This window comes from Actinosynnema sp. ALI-1.44 (assembly GCF_001984155.1).
Lineage (GTDB): Bacteria > Actinomycetota > Actinomycetes > Mycobacteriales > Pseudonocardiaceae > Kibdelosporangium.
Genome location: NZ_MTQO01000036.1, coordinates 86,196 through 108,640 on the forward strand (window position 1 = coordinate 86,196; position 22,445 = coordinate 108,640).

General features: G+C 68.0%; 19 protein-coding genes and 1 pseudogene. 11 read left to right on the top strand and 9 right to left on the bottom strand.

The window, feature by feature from the left end; all coding sequences use genetic code 11:
• Window positions 1-16 precede the first annotated feature (16 nt).
• Window positions 17-289, bottom strand: coding sequence for an acyl carrier protein (locus ALI144C_RS09900; protein ID WP_076986738.1), 273 nt, complete (start codon window positions 287-289; stop codon window positions 17-19).
• A 51-nt stretch (window positions 290-340) separates the two neighbouring features.
• Window positions 341-2,104 carry a non-ribosomal peptide synthetase gene (locus ALI144C_RS09905; RefSeq protein ID WP_237774076.1) on the bottom strand — a complete coding sequence of 588 codons (1,764 nt, stop codon included), beginning with the start codon at window positions 2,102-2,104 and terminating at the stop codon, window positions 341-343.
• A 207-nt stretch (window positions 2,105-2,311) separates the two neighbouring features.
• Between ALI144C_RS09905 and ALI144C_RS09910 the strand changes: the two genes are divergently transcribed.
• A complete protein-coding gene (locus ALI144C_RS09910) occupies window positions 2,312-3,934 on the top strand; it encodes a beta-ketoacyl synthase N-terminal-like domain-containing protein (RefSeq protein WP_083752884.1) in 1,623 nt (540 codons plus the stop codon).
• Between the two features lie 19 nt (window positions 3,935-3,953).
• Here ALI144C_RS09910 and ALI144C_RS09915 read toward each other — a convergent pair whose 3' ends face one another.
• Both ALI144C_RS09915 and ALI144C_RS09920 read right to left on the bottom strand, forming a co-directional pair.
• Entirely contained in the window at window positions 3,954-5,189 is a 1,236-nt protein-coding gene (locus ALI144C_RS09915; protein ID WP_083752885.1) for an MFS transporter, read from the bottom strand.
• Between the two features lie 311 nt (window positions 5,190-5,500).
• The gene (locus tag ALI144C_RS09920) at window positions 5,501-5,839 is read right to left on the bottom strand and encodes a DUF3140 domain-containing protein (protein ID WP_441297546.1); all 339 of its coding nucleotides are present in this window, start codon (window positions 5,837-5,839) and stop codon (window positions 5,501-5,503) included.
• Between the two features lie 574 nt (window positions 5,840-6,413).
• On the opposite strand from ALI144C_RS09920, the gene ALI144C_RS54230 reads away from it, so the two are divergent.
• Window positions 6,414-7,415 (top strand): 8-oxoguanine DNA glycosylase OGG fold protein, encoded by a 1,002-nt coding sequence (locus ALI144C_RS54230; RefSeq protein ID WP_143230549.1) that lies wholly within the window; start codon window positions 6,414-6,416, stop codon window positions 7,413-7,415.
• 18 nt (window positions 7,416-7,433) lie between these two features.
• Here the strand turns inward: ALI144C_RS54230 and ALI144C_RS09930 are convergent, their stop codons facing one another.
• Window positions 7,434-8,402, bottom strand: coding sequence for a helix-turn-helix transcriptional regulator (locus ALI144C_RS09930; RefSeq protein WP_076986743.1), 969 nt, complete (start codon window positions 8,400-8,402; stop codon window positions 7,434-7,436).
• Between the two features lie 108 nt (window positions 8,403-8,510).
• Here ALI144C_RS09930 and ALI144C_RS09935 point away from each other — a divergent pair, with 108 nt between their 5' ends.
• The 3 genes from ALI144C_RS09935 (at window position 8,511) to ALI144C_RS55390 (ending at window position 12,385) form a co-directional block, all read left to right on the top strand.
• Window positions 8,511-9,602, top strand: coding sequence for an FAD-dependent monooxygenase (locus tag ALI144C_RS09935; RefSeq protein ID WP_083752886.1), 1,092 nt, complete (start codon window positions 8,511-8,513; stop codon window positions 9,600-9,602).
• Window positions 9,603-9,885: 283 nt separating this feature from the next.
• Entirely contained in the window at window positions 9,886-11,739 is a 1,854-nt protein-coding gene (locus tag ALI144C_RS09940; RefSeq protein ID WP_076986745.1) for a S53 family peptidase, read from the top strand.
• Window positions 11,740-12,232: 493 nt separating this feature from the next.
• Window positions 12,233-12,385, top strand: a complete 153-nt coding sequence (locus ALI144C_RS55390) for a hypothetical protein (protein ID WP_168211217.1) — start codon at window positions 12,233-12,235, stop codon at window positions 12,383-12,385.
• Here ALI144C_RS55390 and ALI144C_RS09945 read toward each other — a convergent pair.
• A complete protein-coding gene (locus ALI144C_RS09945) occupies window positions 12,370-12,720 on the bottom strand; it encodes a VOC family protein (RefSeq protein WP_076986746.1) in 351 nt (116 codons plus the stop codon). The genes ALI144C_RS55390 and ALI144C_RS09945 overlap by 16 nt on opposite strands.
• Before the next feature lie 44 nt (window positions 12,721-12,764).
• On the opposite strand from ALI144C_RS09945, the gene ALI144C_RS54235 reads away from it, so the two are divergent.
• The gene (locus ALI144C_RS54235) at window positions 12,765-13,013 is read left to right on the top strand and encodes a hypothetical protein (RefSeq protein WP_143230550.1); all 249 of its coding nucleotides are present in this window, start codon (window positions 12,765-12,767) and stop codon (window positions 13,011-13,013) included.
• Window positions 12,950-13,114: pseudogene (locus ALI144C_RS09950) on the top strand (phenylacetate--CoA ligase); the annotation flags it as partial. The gene ALI144C_RS54235 and the pseudogene ALI144C_RS09950, both read left to right, overlap by 64 nt.
• A gap of 55 nt (window positions 13,115-13,169) precedes the next feature.
• Here ALI144C_RS09950 and ALI144C_RS09955 read toward each other — a convergent pair.
• The gene (locus tag ALI144C_RS09955) at window positions 13,170-13,421 is read right to left on the bottom strand and encodes a hypothetical protein (protein ID WP_143230551.1); all 252 of its coding nucleotides are present in this window, start codon (window positions 13,419-13,421) and stop codon (window positions 13,170-13,172) included.
• Window positions 13,422-13,842: 421 nt separating this feature from the next.
• Between ALI144C_RS09955 and ALI144C_RS09960 the strand changes: the two genes are divergently transcribed.
• The gene (locus tag ALI144C_RS09960) at window positions 13,843-15,075 is read left to right on the top strand and encodes a lipase family protein (RefSeq protein ID WP_076986748.1); all 1,233 of its coding nucleotides are present in this window, start codon (window positions 13,843-13,845) and stop codon (window positions 15,073-15,075) included.
• 168 nt (window positions 15,076-15,243) lie between these two features.
• On the opposite strand, the gene ALI144C_RS09965 is transcribed toward ALI144C_RS09960, so the two are convergent.
• Entirely contained in the window at window positions 15,244-16,752 is a 1,509-nt protein-coding gene (locus ALI144C_RS09965; protein ID WP_076986852.1) for a PucR family transcriptional regulator, read from the bottom strand.
• 182 nt (window positions 16,753-16,934) lie between these two features.
• Between ALI144C_RS09965 and ALI144C_RS09970 the strand changes: the two genes are divergently transcribed.
• Both ALI144C_RS09970 and ALI144C_RS09975 read left to right on the top strand, forming a co-directional pair.
• A complete protein-coding gene (locus ALI144C_RS09970) occupies window positions 16,935-18,539 on the top strand; it encodes an amidohydrolase (RefSeq protein WP_076986749.1) in 1,605 nt (534 codons plus the stop codon).
• Window positions 18,540-18,571: 32 nt separating this feature from the next.
• On the top strand, window positions 18,572-19,951 hold the full coding sequence (locus ALI144C_RS09975; RefSeq protein WP_237774077.1) for a purine-cytosine permease family protein: 1,380 nt from the start codon (window positions 18,572-18,574) through the stop codon (window positions 19,949-19,951).
• 31 nt (window positions 19,952-19,982) lie between these two features.
• Here the strand turns inward: ALI144C_RS09975 and ALI144C_RS09980 are convergent, their stop codons facing one another.
• Window positions 19,983-21,206 carry a cytochrome P450 gene (locus ALI144C_RS09980; RefSeq protein WP_076986751.1) on the bottom strand — a complete coding sequence of 408 codons (1,224 nt, stop codon included), beginning with the start codon at window positions 21,204-21,206 and terminating at the stop codon, window positions 19,983-19,985.
• A gap of 203 nt (window positions 21,207-21,409) precedes the next feature.
• Here ALI144C_RS09980 and ALI144C_RS09985 point away from each other — a divergent pair, with 203 nt between their 5' ends.
• The gene (locus tag ALI144C_RS09985; RefSeq protein WP_076986752.1) at window positions 21,410-22,423 is read left to right on the top strand and encodes a YncE family protein; all 1,014 of its coding nucleotides are present in this window, start codon (window positions 21,410-21,412) and stop codon (window positions 22,421-22,423) included.
• The last annotated feature ends 22 nt before the right edge of the window (window positions 22,424-22,445 follow it).

Consider the following 22,445-nt stretch of genomic DNA (forward strand, 5'->3'; position numbering starts at 1 on the left):
TCCTGGCGCTGCCGACTCATGGTCCGGCGAGCTCGGCGCGGGCCTGCAGGTCACGGACCAGTGCGGCGACGGTCCTGACGCTGGTGAAGTTCTCCGGGCTGAAATCCTCGTCCGAAATGGACACGCCGAACTTGTTCTCGCACTGCACCCGCAGCTCGACGAACCCCAGTGAGTCCAGTGCGAACTCACCGCGCAGGCGGTCGTCGAGCCCCATCCGCTCGACAGGTGTCTCCACGAACAGGTCGGTGACGAGGATGGAACAGATGGCGGACTCGATGCCGTCGATGATGGTTCTCCTTGGGACGAGGGCGGACCGGGCCGCCGCGAGTTTCCGTTCTCACTACTTGGTCAATCTGCCTCGGCGGTCGCGAAGCCGGTCACGCGTCGAAACCCTCGCCGCCGGGGTGCTTTCGACGTCCGGATCACGCAGGTACGCGGCGAGCGCCCGGACAGTGGGGTGGTCGAACATCGCCACAGCGGGGATCGTTCGTCCTGTCTCGGCAGTCAGGCGATCCCGGACCTGGGCGACCAACACCGAATGCCCGCCGAGGTCGAAGAAGCTGTCGTCCCACCCGACCTCGTGCACACCAAGTACCGCACGCCAGACGCTCACGATCAAGTCCTCTGTGGTCTCCACCTCCCCGATCACCATCGGTGGGGTGGCTGCCGCCGGTCGCGGCAAGGCACGGACATCGATCTTGCCGCTTGTCGTGACAGGCATGGCGTCCAGCCGGACGAACACGTCCGGGACCATCACGGCGGGCAGGCTGGCGCCAAGATGTCTGCGCAGGTCGAGTGTTTCGGCGTCGCCGCCGAGGACCACATAGGCCACAAGGCGGTCGTCAGCGCGTACATGCGCCTGACGTACCGCGGGATGCTCGGTGAGGACGGCGCTGATCGCGGCCGGTTCGATCCGGTGCCCCCGGATCTTCACCTGGTCGTCCTTCCTGCCAACGAAGACAAGTCCTTCTCGGTCCGCTCGCACCAGGTCACCGCTGCGATAGGCGCGCCCCAACTCGGGTACGTCGGTGAATCTCCCGGTGTCGTTCGCCGGGTCCAGGTATCTCGCCAGGCCGACCCCGCCGATCGCCAGCTCGCCCACGTCTCCCCAGCGGACTGGCGCGCCATCGTCTTCGACGACGGCGAGTTGCCAGCCGTCGAGCGGGAAACCGATCCGGACGGTGTCGCCGGGGACTATTCGCCACGCGCAGGCGACGACAGTGGTTTCTGTTGGCCCGTAGGTGTTCCAGACCTCTCGATCCGCGCGGAGGAACCGTTCGGCGAGTTCCGGCGGACAGGCCTCACCGCCGAGGATCAGCAGCCGCACGCCCGGCAGGCCGTCGACCGGCCATTGGGCGGCCAGTGTCGGCACGGCGGACACCACGGTGATGCCGCGTTCGACCAGCCACGGACACAGATCCACCCCGGCACGAACCAGCACCCGGGGCGCTGGAACGAGGCAAGCCCCGTTGCGCCACGCCAGCCACATCTCCTCACAGGAGGCGTCGAACGCGACGGAGAACCCGGCGAGCACTCGGTCATCCGGCCCCAGTGGCTGCTCCGACAGGAAGATTCGCGCTTCGGCGTCCACGAACGCCGCCGCCGACCGGTGCGTGACGGCGACACCCTTGGGCCGCCCGGTGGTTCCGGAGGTGAAGATGATCCACGCGTCGTCGTCCGGGGTCGGTCGTCGGGGTTCACCGCGCGCATTGTCCCGTGCCTGCAGGAGTTGGTCTGCTTCCAGGACAGCACACACCCCGGCCTGCTCCCACACCATCTCCGCGCGTTCACCTGGATCGTCCACATCGACAGGGACGTAGGCGGCCCCGGAGGCGAGGACCGCCAGGATCGCCAGGTACACGTCCGCGGTCCCTGACGGGACCCGTACACCAACCCGGTCACCTACACCAATCCCTGCCGCACGAAGGCGAAAACTTGCCAACCTCGTTTCCCGGGCGAGCTCCTGGTAGGTCAGCACTGTCTCGCCGTCGTCGATCGCCACGACATCAGGGTGCGCGCGAACCGTCGCGTCGAGCACGTCGAGCAACGTCCGCCCAGGTGGGGCAGATTGTCCGCGCAGCACAGCAGAAAGAGCCCTGTCCATGGAACTTCCAACCGGTGAGAGCAAGGGAAACGACCACATAGTCCGGCAATCGGACACCCCGACTTGCGGCGCGGAGTCACTACAACCGATTTCCCTTGCCCTGTCAAGAAGAAGTACTGTTCAACCTGCCGTCAAGGTCGTGTTCACCCAACGTCCTCTTCGTGACCGCTCCGCTGGCCACTTTCAGGCAACTAGCGTCGGCACCCAATGACTACTATCGACGATGAGAGCGGTTACGTGGCCGTCACGGCGATGACCGGCCGCTTCCCCGGAGCCTCGACCGTCGCGGAGTTCTGGGACAACCTGCTGCAGGGCACGGAAAGCATCACACTCACTGGCACAACTGAATCCGATCACGTTCCGGCGTACGGGATCCTGCCCGGGGCTGACGAGTTCGACGCGGAGTTCTTCGGGTACTCGCCCGAGGAGGCGTTGATCATCGACCCCCAGCAGCGCCTGTTGCTGGAATGCGCGCACGAGGCGTTGGAGCGTGCCGGGCACGGTGGCCCGGAGCGCTTGACGACCGGTGTGTTCGTCGGCGGGTCGAGCACCGACCACGCGGCCAAGGTCCGTGAGCGGCTGCCGTCCATGGCCGAGAGCAAGGTCCGACTGGGCAGTGATCTCGACTACCTCAGTAGCCGGATCGCCTACAAACTCGGACTTTCCGGCCCGGCCATGACCGTGTTGACCGCTTGTTCGTCGTCACTCGTGGCCGTTCACCTTGCCGTGCAGTCGTTGCTTTCCGGCGACTGCGCGTTGGCGATCGCCGGTGGCGCGAGTGTTCTCGTGGACGTTCCACGGATGCGGTACGACCCGGATGGGATCTTCTCCCGGCACGGGCGTTGTCGTCCGTTCGACGCAAACGGCGATGGGACAGTAGGCGCCAGCGCGGTGGGGGTCGTCGTGCTGCGCCCACTGACAGAGGCGCACGCCGACGGCGATCACATCCACGCCGTCATCCGCGGCACAGCGGTGAACAACGACGGCCGCGCGAAGATCGGATTCACCGCGCCGAGCGTGTCCGGTCAGGCCGCCGCCATCCGCGCCGCTCATCTGGTCGCCGGGGTCGACGCGGGCGAGATCGGCTACGTCGAGACGCACGGCACCGCGACCGCGATGGGTGACCCGATCGAGATCGCCGCACTGACCAGGGCCTTCCGGGACAGCACCGACGGTGTCGGGTACTGCCGGATCGGGTCGGTCAAGTCGAACATCGGCCACGCCGACGCCGCAGCAGGCGTAGTCGGGTTGATCAAGACTGTGCTGTGCGTCGAGCACGCCATGCTTCCGGCGAGCCTGCACTTCGAGCGGCCCAACCCGGAGATCGACTTCGGCTCGTCGCCGTTCGTGGTCAACACCCGTACCCAGCCATGGGCTGGGAGTCCCCGGATCGCGGGTGTCAACGCGATCGGCATCGGTGGCACCAACGCACACGCCGTGATCGCACAGGCCCCGCCCCCGCGTCCCACCAGTTCAGCACCGTCACCCCAACTCCTGGTGCTCTCGGCAAGGACCGAGCAAGCATTGGATCGGCTGGCCCGGCTGCTCGCCGAGCAGGTGGCCGACCAGGATCTCGCCGACGTGGCGTGGACCCTCCAAACCGGACGAACGCATCACGCCGTGCGCCGGTACGTCGTCGCGGCGAGCGTCGCCGAGGCCGTGTCCGCGTTGCGCGGCGAAACCCATGCCGCGCCGGACGACCTCGTGGCGCTCGGCGACCGATGGGTCGCCGGTGAGCCGGTGGACTTCACGGCATTGCACGCCGGTCACCAGCGGCGACGCGCCAGGGTGCCGACGTACCCGTTCGAGCGCCGTCCGCACACGATGTGAGGACGGCGCCGCCCCGGCATCACGTGTAGTCGCGCATCCGCGGGATCGGGGAGAACAGCGGCGGGAAGAACGACAACACGTTCAGCGCCGCCGCGATCCAGAAGACCCCCTGTAGCCCAATGGGTTCCACCAACAGGCCGCCACCGGCCGCGCCCAGCGGGATGACACCCCACGTGGCGAACCGGAACACGGAGTTCATCCGGCCGAGCAGGTGCGACGGCGTCACCGCCTGGCAAAGGCTGACCTGCAGGACGTTGAAGATGTAGGCGCCGAGGAAGACCACGAACAGCCCGGCGCCGAAGCTCACCGGACCGACCGACATCGGCAGGATCGCCGACCCGGCCGTGAACAGCACGATCGCGACCATGAACGCCGTGCCGGTGCCGAACTTCCGGGCGAACGGCTCCGCCACCAGTGCCCCGAGCACACCGCCGCCGTTGCCGATCGCCAGCACGACACCGATCACCGCGGGATTCATCAGCAGGACGTCGGCGGCGTAGACCACTTGCAGGGCAAGCACTGCGGCGAACGCCAACTCGGCGAGCGTCGCGCAGAGCAGCAGCGGCCGAATCAGCGGGTGTCCGAAGACGAACCGCAGCCCTTCGCGAATCTCCCCGCGCAGGTTGACTTTCTCGGTCGCGGGCGCGGCACGGGGGCGCCCCTTGATGAACACGACGAAGTAGGCCGAGGCCAGATAGGTGATCGCGTCGGCGAGGATGGCCAGCGGCGCCGTGAGCACCTGGACGAGGAAGCCGCCGACGCCGGGCCCGCCGATCTGCGCCACTGACCGGGACAGTTCGAGTTTCCCGTTCGCGTCAACGAGTTTGTCTTCGTCGACCAGGTCGGGCAGGATGGACAACTGGGCGACGTCGAAGAACAGGGTGCCCAGCCCGATCATGAACGCCACCGCGTACAGCAGCGGCATGCTGAGGAAGTCCAGCCACAGTGCGAAGGGAACCGCCAACAGGGCGACGGCCCGGCCGATGTCGGCCACGACCATGACTGTCCGCAGTGGAAGCCGCTCGACCCAAACTCCCACCGGCAGGCCGACGAGCACGATCGGCAGGTACTCCACGGCCCACAGCAGGCCGACCTCGAACGCCGACGCGTCCAGGAAGAACAGGCCCACCAAGGGTAACGCGAGCAGCGTGACGCTCGTCCCGAACAGGGTGACCGTCTGGGACAGCCAGAGGTTGCGAAATCCGGAGACCCGCCACAGGCTCTTGCTCAGGTCAGGCAACCACTTCGTCGTCACCGCGCGGGCCGATCATCGAGCTTCGCTGACATGGGTATGGGTGTCCTCTCTGGACGGCGGCCGACGTGAACTCAGGGCCGGGATCGAACAAGGATCACGCGGTACCCGGATCGTCGACGGCAGTGCGGCCAACCCGGTCCGCGTCCCCTTGGCGAAAACACGACGAGCCAGCGGCTCGTCGGTCACCAGGTCGGTCAAGTCCACCACAACGCGACGCCATGCGATCCAACCGAAAGCCAAACAATCGGTGATCAGCGAATGTACGACGCAGCGGGGACCCGGCAACGCCGGGCCCCCGCGTCAGCACGCTCCTACGGTGCCTTCAACGGGTCATGCCCGAGCGACATCAACCGCCGACGCCAGTTGGCCTGCCCGGGAGTGGGTTCGAGGTCGTCACGCCGCTCGGCCAACACCCGGTCGACCACCGAACGCATGACACGAACATCCTTCGCGTCCAAATCGGTCCGGCGCTTGCGCAGGATCCCCAGCACCTGTTGACCAGTGGGCGTGCCGGCCTGGTCAGGCAGCGCCTCGGTCTCCGGCTCGGCGGACCGGGTGCGCAGCCAATCGCTCAGCTCCCGTGAGGACATGTTCACCACCCGGTGGAACTCGTCCCACAGTTCATCGTCGACATGTGACTCAGCCAAGATCTTTCACCTCCTCGTCCAGGCGTACCCGTCCCCCGGCTGTCCGACACTGACCTGTGGGGCGTTTCGGCCCGTCGAACGCGTGGTAGCCGGACTTGGACAGGGATTTCCACCAGGAAGGTGCGTGCTCATGGCCGCCCTTGTGCACCCGGTACCGACCGAGCCGCCATCGCCCATTCCGGCAGAACCAGGGCGGCCGGTCCCCGAGGACCCCGAACCCATCATCCCGCCGTCGCCCGAGCCACCACCGCCCGGACGGCCGTCACCCGAACCGGAGCAGCCGGTTCCGACCCCGTAGCGCTAGTCCAGTGCGCCTGTGTCAATGCCGTGTGAGCGACCCACAGCAAGCTCGGCACATCGCATTTGTCGACACTGAGAAGCCATTAACGCCGTTGACCCGGGCACGACGAGGCCCGAGGTGAGGACATCACACGGTCGCGTATGTGGTGTCGCCGTCTTCCGAGGAACGCACATCCGCAGCGTTGTGGGCCGATCATGAGTTCGCGGCCCCTGCCTCTGCTGAACCCAGCCCCACTGGTAACGCAGGCGCGTACGTAGCGATGCATGCTACATGTCGATGACCGACCTGGCCTCGTTGGCGCTGCCAGCTTGGGCGGTTCCCTCCGGGCCGCGCCGCGTGGCTGTCGACGACCACACCATTCGTATCAACAAGCAGTGGTGGCATGACGCGATCACCACACGACGACTGCCAGGGACGGCGCCAACCCAGACCACGCTCACCCGTGCCGAGGTCTGGGCACCGACCGAGCACGTGTTCACGCTGCTGTGGCGGACCCTCGCGTGGGGATCAGGCCGTTACCTGCCTCATCCTCGACAGGGTCGTTGCCACCGCACTCCGCGACCACTGTGGATGGGCATCATTGCACCGCACGGGCCCCTGGCCAGCCGTGACCTACGAACGCTACTGCACCTTACTCGCCCGCTGGGCACACGACTTCCACTGCGCACCCGACGAGATCGAACAAGCCCTCTTCCACGGCGAACGACCGAGGACAACATGATCATCACCTGTCCGAAATGCTTCGCCGCCGACGACGTACTGCCGCCACGCCGACTCCCCGACCGCCTGCTGCAGTACCGCTGCACCAACCCGATTCATGGGAACCACGAATGGCTCACCACCCGTGACGCCGTCCAGGCACCCAGCGACGTGCAGGAAGGCGTGACCGACGAACTGCTCGAACCACTCAGCCGCTGTATCGACGCCGACGCCCCCTTCGTGGAGTACGGGATCGTCGAACATCGCCTGCGCACCCGATTTCCGGACCTGTTCGCCGCGCATGTCGCCGAACAGGGACACTCCATGTTCGGCCCTCGCGCGTACACCGCATCCAGCGTTCGCTTCGGCGTCGCACTCGGTCGACTCGAACGAACAGGCGATCTGGTCAGCGAATACGGACCGGCAACCGGCGCCTGGCACCACAACGGCCAGGTGACCTACTGGGCCAGGAACCCTCCGGCAGATCGCCGCCGCACGACCTGGGCTGAGTACTGCGCCGAAATCGGGCGTTCCCCACAATGGACAGACCAAGACCGATTCGGTCTCCGTATTCCGTGAAACGCCACAGCATCACAGTCAACGGCGTGCGACGGTGCTGGACGGCAGTTCGCCGAAACGCCGCCGATAGGACTCAGCGAACCGGCTGAGGTGCGTAATGCCCCAACGGCTGGCGGCGGTCGTGACGGAGTCGCAGCCGGCGAGTAGGTCGGCGCGGATGCGGTCGAGTCGAAGGTCCCGGACGTAGGCCATGGGAGATGTACCCAGGCGTTCGCGGAAGGCGGTGCTGATGGTGCGCGCGCTACAGGCACCTGCTCGGGCGATGTCGCCGAGGGTGATCGTTTCGGTGAGGTTGGCGTCGATCCAGGCGAGGGCGGTACGCAGCGCTCGTGGATGCCTGGCGGCCGCGCCACCCCGCAGCGCGCCGGTCTGAGAATGCGGTTGGGTCAACAGAAGCGCGGAGACGAGGGTACGCAACTGGCCGCGTTGGATCTCGGGACGGCGGAAGAGCGGATCCCCGGTGTCGAACTGCTCGACGAGGGACGCCACGAGCAATCCGACGCCCTTCTGCTTTCCGGTGAGGTCGACGGCGAAGTCGAACAGGACAGTCGAGTCGACCGTCGTGCACGCCAGCGCCGAGATCTCTTCGTGGATCAGGTGTGCGTCGATGCGGAGCCCGAGGAACTCGGTGTTGCCGCGGACCGGCCGCAGGTACTGGTGGTCGGACGGGTTGAACACGGCGGCCGTGGTGGTGTCGAGCACGAGGTCGTCCCCGCCCCGGCTGGCGACGATCTCGCCCTTGACGCCCAGGTTCAGGAAGTAGCTGCGGTGTCCGGAGTTGTGGCTGACGTGGACGTCGAGCGGCGAAGCGAAGTAGCCCAGGGTGAAACCGGCCGCGGCGACGCCGCGTACTTCGTGCGTTCCGTCGGCGAGGGGGCCGAGCGGTCTTGGTGCCACTGTCCCGTCGAACAGGATCGCCGCGGCGGTCAGCAGTTGCATCGGGTCGCTCGACCGCGTGATCACGAAGTCGCGAAGCGGGCTTGACACCCTTCGATCTTACTGCCGGAACTGGATACAAGCAGCCGTAAGCGGACAGCGCGATGGCGGGCCGCTCGTTAGCGTCGCGGGTGGACGGACGATGCGGAGGCTGTTTTGATGACCAGGAGTGTTGTGGTGGCAGGTGCGGGGATCGCCGGGCTCACGGCGGCGACAGCCCTGGCCCGGCAGGGCTGGACCGTGGAAATCGTGGAAATCAGGCCGGAGGGGGCAACAGCGGGGTGGGGGCTGACCCTGACCGGGCCGTCGTTGCGTGCTCTCGACAGCCTGGGGCTCGCCGATGCGTGCGTCGAGCGCGGGTACGGCATGACGACCATCACCAACGTCGATGGGGCTGCCGCCGAGACGATCGATCTTCCTGGGCTCATCGGGCCTGGTCGGCCGTCGATGGTCGGGATCGCCCGTCCGGATCTGCATGCGGTGCTGCGCGACGAAGCGCTCCGGCTTGGTGTGCGGATCACCTGTCAAGCCGGAGTCGCCGCGATCGACAGCCGAATGTCGATCAAGCTGACCGACGGTACGACACGTCACGCGGACCTGATGATCGGCGCGGACGGTATTCGCTCCCATGTGAGGGATCTACTGGGGCTTCAGGCGACGGTCCGCTACCACGGACAGATGGTGTGGCGGGCTCGAGTGCGGCGACCGACGTGGGCCACCGGCATCGTGACGTACGCGGGCCCGGCGATGACCGCAGGCGTCGTGCCCATCTCGCACCGCGACGCCTACGTGTTCCTCACCGAGAACGGTGTAGCCGCCACTGTCCTGCCCGACAACGAACTCCCCACACGTATGAGAGATCTGCTCGGGCCTTTCACCGGACGAATCACCGACCTGTGCCCGCAGATCCAGGAATCGGTTGTGCGGCGGCCGGTGCGGACCGCCCTGATCGAAGGGCCGTGGAGCCAGGGGCGCTGCGTCATGATCGGCGATGCGGCACACGCGCCGTGCCCGCAAATGGCCAGCGGAGCCGCCCTGGCCATTGAGGACGGCGTGGTCCTGGCAGAGGAACTGGACATCCACAGCGATGTCACGAGCGCACTGGCGGCCTTCGAGAACCGACGCCGGGAACGCTGCACCGCACTGGTGAAGACCTCGGAGGAGATCGCCGCGCTGGAAGGACGACAGCGCCACCGCGAAACCTATCCGCTGACTGCGAAGTGCCATTCCCGGATGGCACTTCCCGCATGACTTTGGCGTAATCTGGCCACGTCGGCGCGTGTCTGGTTCCGATTTCCCCTGGTCCACCGCCAACCAGTCGGACACATGAGGAATTTCCCGGGCCTTATAAACAAGAAATGAAGTCGGCGCACCTACGGTTCCCTCCCGAACCAGTCGTGAACTGTGCGGAGGTGCGATGCGTCGGATCAGATTCCGGTGGGCGTTCGTGGCGGTATGTGCCATGATCCTCACCGCCACCGGACCAGCGACCGCGGGAGCGACGCCCGGTCGAGTGCCCCTCATTGGCACTGGCATGGAATGGCAGCTGGTCGACAAAGGCCCTGTGCCTGTGGACACTCCCGTGTCGCAGACCATCTACCTCTCGGTCAAGGACCCGGAGGCTCTGGCCCGCCAGGCAAGAGCGGTGTCCGATCCGAACAGCCCGGGTTACGGGCGTTTCGTCGGGGCGGACCGGGTCCGTGAGACCAACCAGCTCGACCGCGCGCAGGTCGATCGCGTCCGTGACTGGCTGACCAGGGCCGGTCTGGGTGTGACGCAACCGGATTGGCGGCACCTGAGGGTGACCGGCACGTTCGGGCAGCTGAACGCCGCCTTCGCGGTGACCTTCCACGACTACGTCTTCCCGCCCGACAGCGGGATCTTGGGCCACTACCTGGCGCCGCCCACCGATCTGAGTGTGCCTGCCGAGCTGGGTGCCCTGGTGCTGGGCGTCGGGGAGGTCCCGATCGTCGTCGTCGACAAAGGCCAAACCGCGTCGGCGCGGCCCGCCGACCGCAATCCGCGCGTGGACGCCGGTGCTGCGGCCAAGGATTGTTCGCAGTACTGGGGCCAGCGGTCCGCGACCGGACTGCCGCAGGTGAACGGCGCGGTTCCGCCATTGGCGCCGTGCGGGTACACGCCGAAGCAGTTGCGGCACGCCTACGGGCTCGACAACCTCGGTCTCACCGGCGCCGGGCAGACCGTCGCCGTGATGGTGGCGTCGATGGACACCCTCGAACAGGACATCAACACCTGGTCGGACCGTGTCGGCACACAACGGCTGCGCCCAGGGCAGCTCACCAGGGTGCCGACGCCGGACGGCTCGCCGCCCCACGAGCCGCGCGACATGTACGGCGCAGCGATCGAGGCCACCCTGGACGCCGAGGCGGTGCACGGCATCGCCCCGGACGCGAACATCATCGCCGTCGGGAGCTCCACCGCGCAGGGCGGGAATCTGTTGGCAGGCCTGAGCTACGTGCTGGACCACACCGACGCGAGCATCGTGTCCCTGTCGCTGGCGAACGACCCCCTTCCCGGGATGCGCAAGGCATTCGACCAGATCTACCAGGAGGGCGCGCTGCAAGGCGTGGGGTTCTACTTCTGCACCGGTGACGGTGGTTTCAAGATCAACGAGACCGGTGGCGACTGGATCAACGGCTACGCGGGCAGCAGCTGGGTGACCGCGGTCGGCGGCACCTCGGTGGCGATCGGCCAGGACGGCAGGCGTCTGTGGGAAACCGGTTGGGGCTCCCCGGTCAGCGACCTGTCCGACGACGGCAAGTCCTGGGGCGAGATGCACGCCGACGGGGGCACCGGAGGCGGCAGGCCCACCGATCGTCCACAACCGTGGTACCAGCGGGGCGTCGTCCCGGACCGCTACGCCGTCGTCCCGGGCGGGACCCGCAGCAGGGTCGGCCCGGACGTCGCCGTCGACGCGGACCCCGCGACCGGCATGGTGGTCGGCGGCACCCCGGTGGGCGGCTCGCCGGACACGGACCCCGGCACCTGGCGCTATGCCGAACACACCTTCGGCGGCACCAGCCTGTCCACCCCGCTGTTCGCCGGCGTGCAGGCTCTGGCTCAGCAGGCGAGGGGCGGCAAACGGCTGGGTTTCGCCAACCCGGCGCTGTACGAACGGGCAGGCACCTCCGCGTTCCGGGACGTGACGGCCTACCGGCTGCCCAACGGGTCCCCCGCGACCGCGGTGCGGTACCAGACGGATCCCGGCGGCGGGAAGACCCCGCAGTTGCATCACTTCCTCGCCTCCCAGTGGACCGGGCCGCCGAGCAAGGAGTACCAGCCGCCCGAGGTCGCGCCGGGCTTCGACACCGAAACCGGGCTCGGTACCCCGACCGGGGCCTACCTGTGGTCCTTCATCGGCCGCTGAGACGAACACCCCATCGACGGCTCTCCACCTCGCACGAGGTGGAGAGCCGCTCCCCTGCCCACGGAACCGTGTTCCGGCTGATCGTGGGCGCGAACCACACCACCACGAGGAGATTTCCGAACGAGAGCACGACGAAGCGTGCTGCGTTCGGTGCGCCCGACGGTAATGGTGTGGCCGCCCAGGTTCTACGAGAAGATCGCCGGTGAACTGATCGCGCGGACGGAGTCCTGGCCGTGGCTGCGGGCCGCGTTTACGGTGCCGCGATGCCCGAGAGCGTCGTCGCGGTCTGACAGATCTGGGGGATCGACCTCCGCGAGAACTACGGCCTCACCGAGACCGGCGGGTGTCCCATCGCGCATTTCGACCACCCGTTCCCCCGCCCCGGAACCATCGGCAGGGAGTTCGCCGACCCCCGATTCGGAGTCAGGACCGCCGACGACGGCGAGATGCTGATCCGCGGACCGCTGCTGTTCACCGGATCCTGCCGCGCCCCTTGGAAGTCGAGCACGGCGAGCGGACCGCCAACAGCAAGATCAAACGCAAGGCCGTGGTCAGCTCGTTCGCCGCGCTGATCGACGACATGTACGGCGCGAACGACGACGCGGCGATCGCGAAGCACGTCCGATCGAACTACCGCGGTCCGTAAACCACGACAGTGTTTCCCCAGGGGTCACGCGCCACGGCCCGAACCTCGTGCGGACCACGCTCAGGCTCTCGAACCACAGCGCCACCACTCGCCACGACGGCGGTCAGCGCCGCGGTCACGTCCGCAACCTTGAACGACGCCGCGGGCACGCCACCTGTGATGTCCTCCGCCTGGCCCACGAGAGCCAGTGTGGTGCCGCCCGCGTCGAGCGCGGCGTAGCGGTCGCCGTCGACGAACTTCGTTGCCAGACCGAAAGTGTCGGCGTAGAAGCGCACGGCGGCGTCCACATCGGCCACTGGGTGCAGCACGTTCCCGATCTTCGCTTTTTCGCTCATCGCACGACCGTAGCCCGTATGAAGGAGTTCCGACGTCGGCACCCATGGTTTCCGCCGAAGACCGGGTGGCGGTGCTCGAAGAGATCGAGCAGCGGGTGCGGTGGCTAGCCACCGCTGTCGTCGACCACGCCAACCGCGTCAGGCCCAACCCGACGGGTCTGAAGGTCGGCGGCCATCAGGCGTCGTCGGCGTCGATGACCACGCTGATGACCGCGCACGCGGCGATCCGCAACCTCGGCGGATCACCGACCTCGAACCGGACATCATCATGGTCACCCCGTCGTACATGCTGACGCTGCTGGACGCGTTCGACAGCGCCGGGATCGATCCCGCCGCCGGTTCGCTGCGGGTCGGCGTGTTCGGCGCCGAGCCGTGGACCGAGCAGATGACCAGGTTGTGTTGACCTCGGGGTTGACACAAAGGGTGTGAGGCCCGGCCACGTCACGGGGTCAATCGCGGGCCTTGCATGCCTCCACCGCCCAGGCTTGTCGTCCGTACTGGTCACGGAAGATCCGGTAGCACCCGAGGACCGAATCGTCTGTGCAGGCCATGAAGGCGATGCCTACGTCGGCACCGCCTTCGTCCACCGCGTAGTCCACGCAGTCCGGGACAGCCCGGGTGTCGGCTGCCGCGCTCGGCGCCGACGGCACCAGTGCGCCCGCCGCCAGCACCAGCGCGGGCACCACCACCTTGCCGAACATGTCGTTCCCCTTTCGGTCCACGTGGCGAGGCCCGCCAGCGAGTTCTTCCCAGTACAGCGTTTCGGCGGTCCGGCCTCCAGAACTCCGCGCCGGGATCAGCCAACGGCGCCGCCGAGTCACCACGCCGTGGCTGTGAACTCACCGGGAACTCACTGGCCGTATCCCCCTTCGCGCCGTGTCCGGGGAGGACACCATCGACCGGATGATCCTGGTCCCCCGAACGAGCGGACGGCGGGTAATTCGGCGTACGCATATGTCCTTGCTCCCCGACACGGGACGTGCTTCCTGTCACCGTGCATGAACCACGCAGTAATTTCTTTGGCCGCCGTGCCAGCAGACAAGCCCCATTCGTGAGGACATACTTCGTCACGTCTCGAAGAGGGGGCGGATTGACGAAAGGAAGTCCCCAAGCGTGAAACGAATGATCAGCGCGATGCTCATTGTCGCGGTGGGACTCACCGGCATGGTGGGCACGGCAGAGGCGGCCCCGTCCGCTCCTGCGGTCAGCGATGCGGGTATTCCGCTGCCGAAGGACGATCCGTTTTACGTCCCGTCACCCGGCTACGAGTCCTTGCCGAACGGGACGGTGCTGCGTTCTCGTCGTATCACCGCCATCTACCTCGTGCTGCCGTTGCCGGTAAAGGCGCATCAGGTGTTGTACAAATCCGTGGACAGCCACAACAAACCGGTCGCCGAAGCCGCCACGGTCCTGGTACCGGACCAACCGTGGACCGGCCAGGGCACCCGGCCGTTGGTGTCCTACCAACTCGCCGTGGACTCGTTGTCCACCCGCTGCCAGCCCTCGTACACCCTGCAAGTCGGGCTCAAGGCTCCCACACCGGCGTCGACCTACGAATTGAGCATGTCCTTGCCCGCGCTGCTCAAGGGATATGCCGTCGTCTACTCCGACTACCTCGGTCCCGGAGCGGACTTCCTCGCCGGGCCGCAGTCCGCGCACGCCATCCTCGACGGGATCCGTGCCGTGCAGCACCACCAGCCAACCGGCCTCGCCCCGGACGCGCCCGTCGCGCTGTGGGGCTATTCCGGCGGCGGAATCGCCACCACATGGGCCGCCGAACAACAGCCCGCATACGCCCCTGAGCTGAATCTGGTCGGCGCCGCAGCTGGCGGAGTTCCCGCCGACTTCAAGGAGATGTTCCAGCACAACAACGGCGGCCTCGGTTCCGGTCTGCTCATCCTCGGCATCATCGGCCTGTCCCGCGCCTACCCCGAAGCCGGCGTCGAGGAAGTCCTCAACGACAAGGGCCGCAAGCTCTTCGCCGACAACGCCGACGCCTGCACCCTCGACATCGCGGTATTCCACCCGTTCGAGCGCATCGAGCAGTACACCACCATTTCCAACATCACCGAATCGCCGCAGGCGAAATTCCTCTTCACGACGAACAACGCAGGCCAACGGACGCCCCGCGTGCCTTTCTACAACTACCAGGGCCTCGCCGACGAGTTCGTGCCCAGCGCGGCAGCCGACCGACTGCTGCGCAAGTACTGCGCCGACGGCGGCATCGTGCAGAAAGTACGACTTCCGCTTGCCGGGCACATCGTCGGCGAGGTCGTCGGTGCCAGTGACGCCCTGAACTTCCTCACCGACCGGATCAACGGAAAGCCCGCGCGCAACGACTGCGGCACCGCCTGAACCCGCTGTCACCTCCACCGGTCCACGAAGCCCCACGGACCGGTGGAGAGCGCTATCACTGTCCGGCCGGGCGGATGACGAGTTCGTTCACGTCGACGTAGCGAGACTCGGCGAGATCTTCCACCGGCTGCGTTCCCGCGCCGCCCTGTCGACCGGATGAACCGACCTTCAGCGCACAGTCGTGTCGGCGTACGCCAGCGCCTCCCGGGCCTCCAGCGCCAGCCACAGCTCGTAGCGCGCCGACGCGACTGCCAGGTCGCGGCCGGTGAGCCTCTCGATCCGGTCGATCCGGTTGCGGACGGTGTGCCGGTGCACGCCGAGGGCATGCGCGGTGGCGTCCCACACGGCGTTGGCGTCCAGCCACGCTCGAAGCGTGGCCAGGAGCTGACCGCGTGGATCGGCCGCGTCGATCGGCGCCAGCACTGTGTCGGCGAACGAGGCCAGCAGGTCCGGCGAGCCGAGCGTGAGCAGCAGCCTGCTGGTGCTGTGGTCGCTGGCCTCGGCCGGACGACCGAGCCGTTCGCTGCTGCCCAGCAACGCCCGCGCCTGCCGCAGCGACACCGCCGCCGATCGCGGCCGCAACGCCGCGCCGATTCCGGCCGCACGTCCCGGCGCGAACCGGCCGAGCAAGGCGATCACGTCCACCTCCTCGGTGGTCATGGCCTCCACGGTGTCCCCCGAACAGCGGACGAGGCCACCCGGCAGCACGAGCGCGAGGTCGGCGGCCAGATCGGCCGCTTCGCCCTGCTGTGCCTGCAGAACCAGCCCCCGCACGCGTGGCGTGGACAGGCCGAACGTGGCGAGCATCGGCTCGATCTGGTCCTCGGGCATACCGGCCCCCAACCTCGTCATCGCCTCCGCACCGGCACGCCGACGCGGTTCGTCGGCCAGGTGGCGGCGCTCCAACTCGAGCGTCAGCAGGGACACGAGCGCGGCGTCCAGCGTGCCCAACTGGGGCTGCCGCGTACGGACGAGCATGATGTGCCCGCGCAGCCGCCGCGCCCCGATCGGCTGCACACCGACGGCGAGCCCGTCGACCTCCACCGAGGCGCTGCCCAGCAGGCCACGGCCGCTGACCTCGTCCAGCGCCGGACGGCCCGCCGCCACCAGCGACGGCGCGGCCGACCCCACCGCCGCCAACTCCCGGCCGAGCAGGTCGGTGACCACCGCGGCGCGGCCGGTCGCGTCCAGCCACACCTTCAGGATCGCGTTCAGGCCCGCACCGGAGGTCGCCGCGACGGTGAGCTTGCGCTGCACGTCGATCGTGTGCTCGAGCGCGCGGCGGTCCTCGGCCGCGAGTGCGGCGAACACCGCCTTGGTGACGGCGATGAACGGCACCTCGTCCGGCACCACCAGCAGCGGCAGCCCGGCGGCTTCGGCGGCGTCGACCAATCCCGGCGGCGGCTGCCGGTACGGCTGGCCGTGCCCCACGCCGAACGCCAACGCGGCCGCCCCGCCGCCGACCACGTCCTGGACGAACTCCCGACAGGAACCGGGATCCGCCGGCAGTACGACACCCGCCGTCATCAGCAGTTCTCCGCCGCGCAGCCACTCGCCCGGCCGCTCGAGTTCGGACACGTGCGCGGCGGTCACCACGCGGTTTCGCCCGGCTGCCCCGGCGACCAGCGACAGACGGAGGTCACGCACCGACAGCAGAGCGTCCACGGTCAACGGCATGGACAGAGTGTCCACACGAACGGGCGAAATTCAACCCCGTGTCCATCGACCGGGCCGGATGCCGAGACCTAATGTCCCAAGCCACGTGACCCGCCTCACTCCGCCAACGACGCCGCTGGAGACTCCGTGATCGACAACCCGACAGGCCCGAACCGTCCCGGCAAGCCCGGTGGAGCCGGCCGATGAGCGCGGCGGACCTGGTGATCCGCGGCGCCACCGTGCACACCATGGACCCGGCACGGCCGACCGCCGAGGCTGTCGCCGTGCGCGGTGGTCTGATCGTCGCGGTCGGCGACGCGGCGGACGTCCGTCCGCACATCGGCGCGCGGACCGAGGTGATCGACGCGTCCGGTCTGGTCGTCACACCCGGGCTGGTCGACTCGCACCAACACCCCATGCACGGCCTCGCGGACGCCGGTGCCGTCGACGCCGCCGGGTTCACGACGCTGGAAGAGCTCGACGACCTGCTGCGCCGCGTTTCCACAGCTTTGCCGCGTGACGCGTGGGTGGTCGTGAAAGGCGTGGAGTACAGCGCACTGCCGCCCAACGGCCGCTTCAGCGCGTTCCTCGACGACGCCGTCGCCGGTCGGCCCGCGTTCCTGTGGCTCACCGACTCCCACAACGCCCTGATGAGCACGAAAGGACTCCAGCTCGCGGGCATCACCGGCCCGATCGGCTTCGGCGACCGGTCGAAGATCGTGGTCGACGACCAGGGCGTGCCCACCGGGCAGCTGCACGAGATGTCCGCGGTGATGCACGGTTACGCCGCCGTCCCGGCGCCGTCGACGCAGGACATCGCCCGGTTGGCGGCCGACCTGTTCGCCGACCAGGCCGCGTGCGGTATCACCGGCATCCACGTACCGGACAGCTGGGCAGGCACCGAAGCGATACTGGACGCGCTGGACCAGCAGGAGCGCCTGCCGCTGCGCGTTCTGCGTGCACCGTGGATGTTCCCGAACGGGGTCGACGAGACCGTCGACGCCGTCCGCACGCGAACCGATCGGCCCAGATGGCGGACCGGGGCGGTCAAGTTCTTCCTCGACGGCACCATCGACGGTGGCTCGGCCTGGTTGCAGCACCCGGACTGCGCGGGCGAAGGCGTCCGTCCCATGTGGATAGACGTGGAGCAGTACCGGGACGCGGTGCGCCGCGTGGTGGAGATCGGGCTGCCCTGTTTCACCCATGCCATCGGCGACCGTGCCGTCACCGAGGTACTGGACACCTACGAGGCGGTCGGCCGCCCGAAACAGGGGCGGCACCGAGTCGAACACGCGGAACTGCTGTCGGACAACGACATCCCGCGCTTCGCCGAACTCGACGTGGTCGCGTCGATGCAGCCCACCCACATGGACTGGACACTGCCCGACCACTCCGACAACTGGTCCCAGCGGCTCGGCTCCCCGCGCTGCGGGCACGGCTGGCGCTGTGCCGACATCACACGCGCGGGTGGCCGTGTCGCGCTGGGCTCCGACTGGCCTGTGGCCCACTACGACCCACGAGTGGTCATGGCCGGAGCCCGGCTGCGTCGGCCCGCCGCCGAGCACGACCGCGATCCCGTGGGTGCGGACCAAGCACTCACCGCACTGCAGAGCCTGGCGGGCTACACCACGTGGGCCGCCTACGGCGTCGGCGAAGAGCACGTCGCAGGCCGTGTCCGGGAAGGCTTCCGCGCGGATCTCACCGTGTTCGGCGGCGATCCGCTCGCTTGTCCGGCCGAGGAACTGGCGGACCTGCCGGTCGCCCTGACCGTCGTCGACGGCCGCGTCGCCCACCGGGCGCAGTTATGAGCCATTCGACTGAGGCAGCAGCCGAGACACCTGTGCGATCCGGGCGTGCCAGCCGAATCGAGGCGCACGGGATCGACGTGATCGGCGACGACGAACGCCACGGTCGCCCCCGTGACCTGTTCGGCGTGTGGGCGGCTCCCAACGTGAGCTACCTGAGCCTGGTGGTCGGCGGGGCGCTCGTGCTGATGGGCCTGGAACTGTGGCAGGCGCTCGTGGTGATCCTCGCGGGCAACCTGTGCTGGATCCTCGTCGGAGTGGTCGCCGTCAGCGGCCCGGCGGCGGGTGCGCCGAGTGAGGTGATCACGCGAGCTGTGTACGGGATTCGCGCCAACCGCGTCGTCATCGGCGTCAACGGCTGGTTCATCTCGGTCTGCTACGCGGCACTCAACTGGTCGGCGGCGGCCGTGACGGCGTTCAGCCTGTTCGGGCGCTACGGACTGGAACTGGACACGGCCGGGAAGATACTGGTCATCATCGGCATCGCGGCCGTGACGCTGGTGATCAGCGTCTACGGGCACGCCACCATCGTGAAGCTGTACCCGGTGCTGTCGCTCGTCCTCACCGTGGTGTTCGCGGTCCTGGCCTCGTTCGTGCTCGGCCACACCGACTGGACCTACCGGCCGCAGAACACGCTGCACGGCGTCGAACTGTGGACAGCACTCGCGGCGGGCCTGGCGCTGGTGGCGTCGGCGGCTTTGTCGTACAACAACAGCGCGGACTTCGCCCGGTATCTACCGAGAACCAGCAAGCCCACCGCCGTCGCCGGGTGGACGGCGGTGGGCGCCTACATCCCGAGTGTCCTGTTCACCGCCCTCGGTGCGCTCGCCGCGACCACACTGGACATGCGCGATCCGCAGACCGCGCTGGCCGGGATGCTGCCGGAGTGGTTCGTTCCGGTCTTCCTGGTCGCCGTGATCATCGGCGCGGTCGCCAACAACGCCATGACCATCTACAGCGCGGGTCTCGCCATCCAGGCGATCGGCATCCGGTTGCGCCGGTCGCGCAGCGTCCTGCTGGACGGCACCATCGGCGTCCTGCTCACCATGTACGCCCTGCTGGTGTCGAACTTCCTCGACGCGGTGAGCAGCACGTTGCAACTGATGGTCGCGGTGCTCGGCCCGATGATGGCGATCTACGTCGCCGACGTGCTGTTGCGGCGCAACCGGTACGACGGCCACGCGCTGAGCGACGAGTCGAAAGACGGACCGTTCTGGTACGTCGGCGGCGTCAACTGGGCCGGTGTCGGAGCACTGGTCGCCGGTGCGGTGCCTGCCTTCGCGTGCATCGCCATTCCCAGTCTGTACACCGGGTTCCTTGCCGAGGCCGTCGGCGGGATCGACCTTTCGCTGCCGGTGGGGCTGGTGGTCGCCGCATCGGTCTACACCGTAGCGATGCGCAAGCAGTTGTCGTGAGTGTTTTCCGGGTTCCAACCCTGGAAACCACTCACGACGCTTTCCACGTCACGGGAAGGGCGACTGGGCGTCTGCTCACCGCGCCTCGCAGCCACTCGATTTCCGTGGCCGGGCAAGCCAGTTCCAGTCCGTCGAACCGCTTCAGCAGCGCGGAGAGCAGTACGTCCAGTTCCATCCTGGTCAACGCGGCGCCATGGCAGTAGTGGATCCCGTAGCCGAATGCCAGGTGCGGGTTGTCGGCCCGTTCGAGGTCCAGCTGGTCCGGTTCCGCGAACACGGCCGGGTCGCGGTTGGCCGTGAGATATGAGACGTAGACCGCTTCCCCCGCACGGATGGTCACGTCTCCCACCTGGACGTCCTCCATCGCGATCCGCGGCAGGCCGACACCGTTGCGGGCGGGGTTGAACCGCAGCATCTCTTCGACGGCGACCGGCAGCAGGCTGCTGTCGTCACGCAGACGCGCTGCCCAGCCGGGCTGGGTCAGCAGCAGGTACACCATGGACGACGCCGTGCTGAGCACCATGTCCATGCCGTTGAGTTGCAGGATGACCGCCAGGGAGATCAGTTCGGGCGTGGTCAGCTCGCCCGTGTCCCGCGCCACGACGAGCGCGCTGAACAGGTCGTCGCCCGGTTGGCCGCTGCGGCGCTCCGCCAACGCGCGGAAGTAGCCGCCGATCTCCTTCTTGACCGCGTCCGCTTCCGCTCTGGAGTGGTTGCTGGACAGGATGATCCGCTGCCAGTCGCGGACACGGTCCCAGTCCTGGTCCGCGACACCGAGCAGCTCGCTGATGACCCGCATCGAGAACGGCGCGATCACCGCGTCCACGAGGTCAGCCAGCGGCCCCTGCCGTGCCAGTCCGGTCAGCAGTTCGTCGGCAGTGGCTTCGGCCCGGGGCCGCAGCCGGTCCACGCGGCGCGGGCTCAGGCTCTGGGTCACCAGGCGCCGCAGGCGTGTGTGGTCCGGCGGGTCGATCCGCCCGATGCCCCGGGGCAGGCCGATGACGTGCGGGGTCATGCTGGTCACCGGCCGGTCCACTGTGGCCGCCCGGCTGAACCTCGGGTCCGCGGTGACGAGTTTGACGTCCTCGTAGCGCGTCACCAGCCACGCGTCGCCTTCGCCGAACCGCAGGCGGATCCGGGCGATCGGCTCCTCGCGCAGCAACCGGGCCAGCAGCGGATCGAACTGCACACCCGGCAGGTCATCCACTGGCCAGTAGTGAGCGACACGCTCGCGGGCCAACGACGGCTCCGCCATGGTGACTCCTCCACATCGCGGACGATTCGCGCCTCAATCGTCGCCGCGGAGGCCACACGCGCGCCACCGCCACCACCGGATTCCACCCGTCCGTTGAGCCACGTCACCTGTTGAGGTGGCGCCGTGCTCTGGTCATCGCCACAACTGTGCGCTACTAAGGATGTACGGGTCGTACCCGAGAGTCTGGAGTGGAGAGTCCAATCATGACAACATCTTCCCGTGACAACGGCATTCTGGCGGTCGCGAACCAGGGCGGCCACACCGTCACCTTCTTCTCGACCGACGACCACCAGTGCCGAAATGTCGTCGACGTCCTGCCGGAGCCCCATGAACTGTGCTTCGACCACACCCGCCGATTGCTGTACTGCTCCCATACCTACCGCAAGGGGTACTACAACAACCACGCCGAGCGGGCACACGAGATCAGCGTGATCGACCCGGACCGCGGCCGGGTAGTCGAAGTCATCGACCTGGCGCCCGAGTTCGCGCCGCACGGATTGGCGTTGGACGCTGAGCGGAATCTGCTCTACACCAGCGTCGAGGCGAACGACGCCGCACAGGGTGGCCTGGTGGTCATCGACACCGAGACCCGCCGTCCGGTCGACCGGATCGCGACCGGGGCGAACGGACCGCACTGGTTCGGCCTCACGCCGGACGCGGGCAAAGCCTACGTCACGAACATGGAAGCGCCGTTCGTGTCCGTCGTGGACCTCGTCGGTTGCCAGTGGACCGGCAAGGTCGACGTGACGGGCAGCGCCGGTGTGGGGATGTCGCCAGACGGCAGGCACGCGTATGTGGCCACGCCGCACCCGCACGCGCGTTCCGCGGAACTGGAGACGGGGATCCAGGTCATCGAGACCGGGACCGACCGGATCGTCCGGACCATTCCGACACAGCACAAGGTGATCGGCGTGCACGCGACGACAACGGGCATGATCATGGCCACCGAGATGCGATTCGGTGAGCGAGGCCCGACGAACGGACGGCTGAACGTGTTCTCACCGAGGACGTTCGAGTCGCTCGTCCGCATCGAGATCGGCAAGCAGGCGCTCAGCGTCACCTCGTCGCCGGACGGGGCGGTCGGTTACGTGTCCAGCCTGGCTTCCGATTCCGTGGACGTGGTGGACCTGGTCGCACTGGCTCCGATCACCACGATCGCCACGCGGGACCAGGGTGGCGGCGGACCACACGGCATGGTGCACATCCCTGCCGGGTGACCCCGGCCGGCACACCGACCTC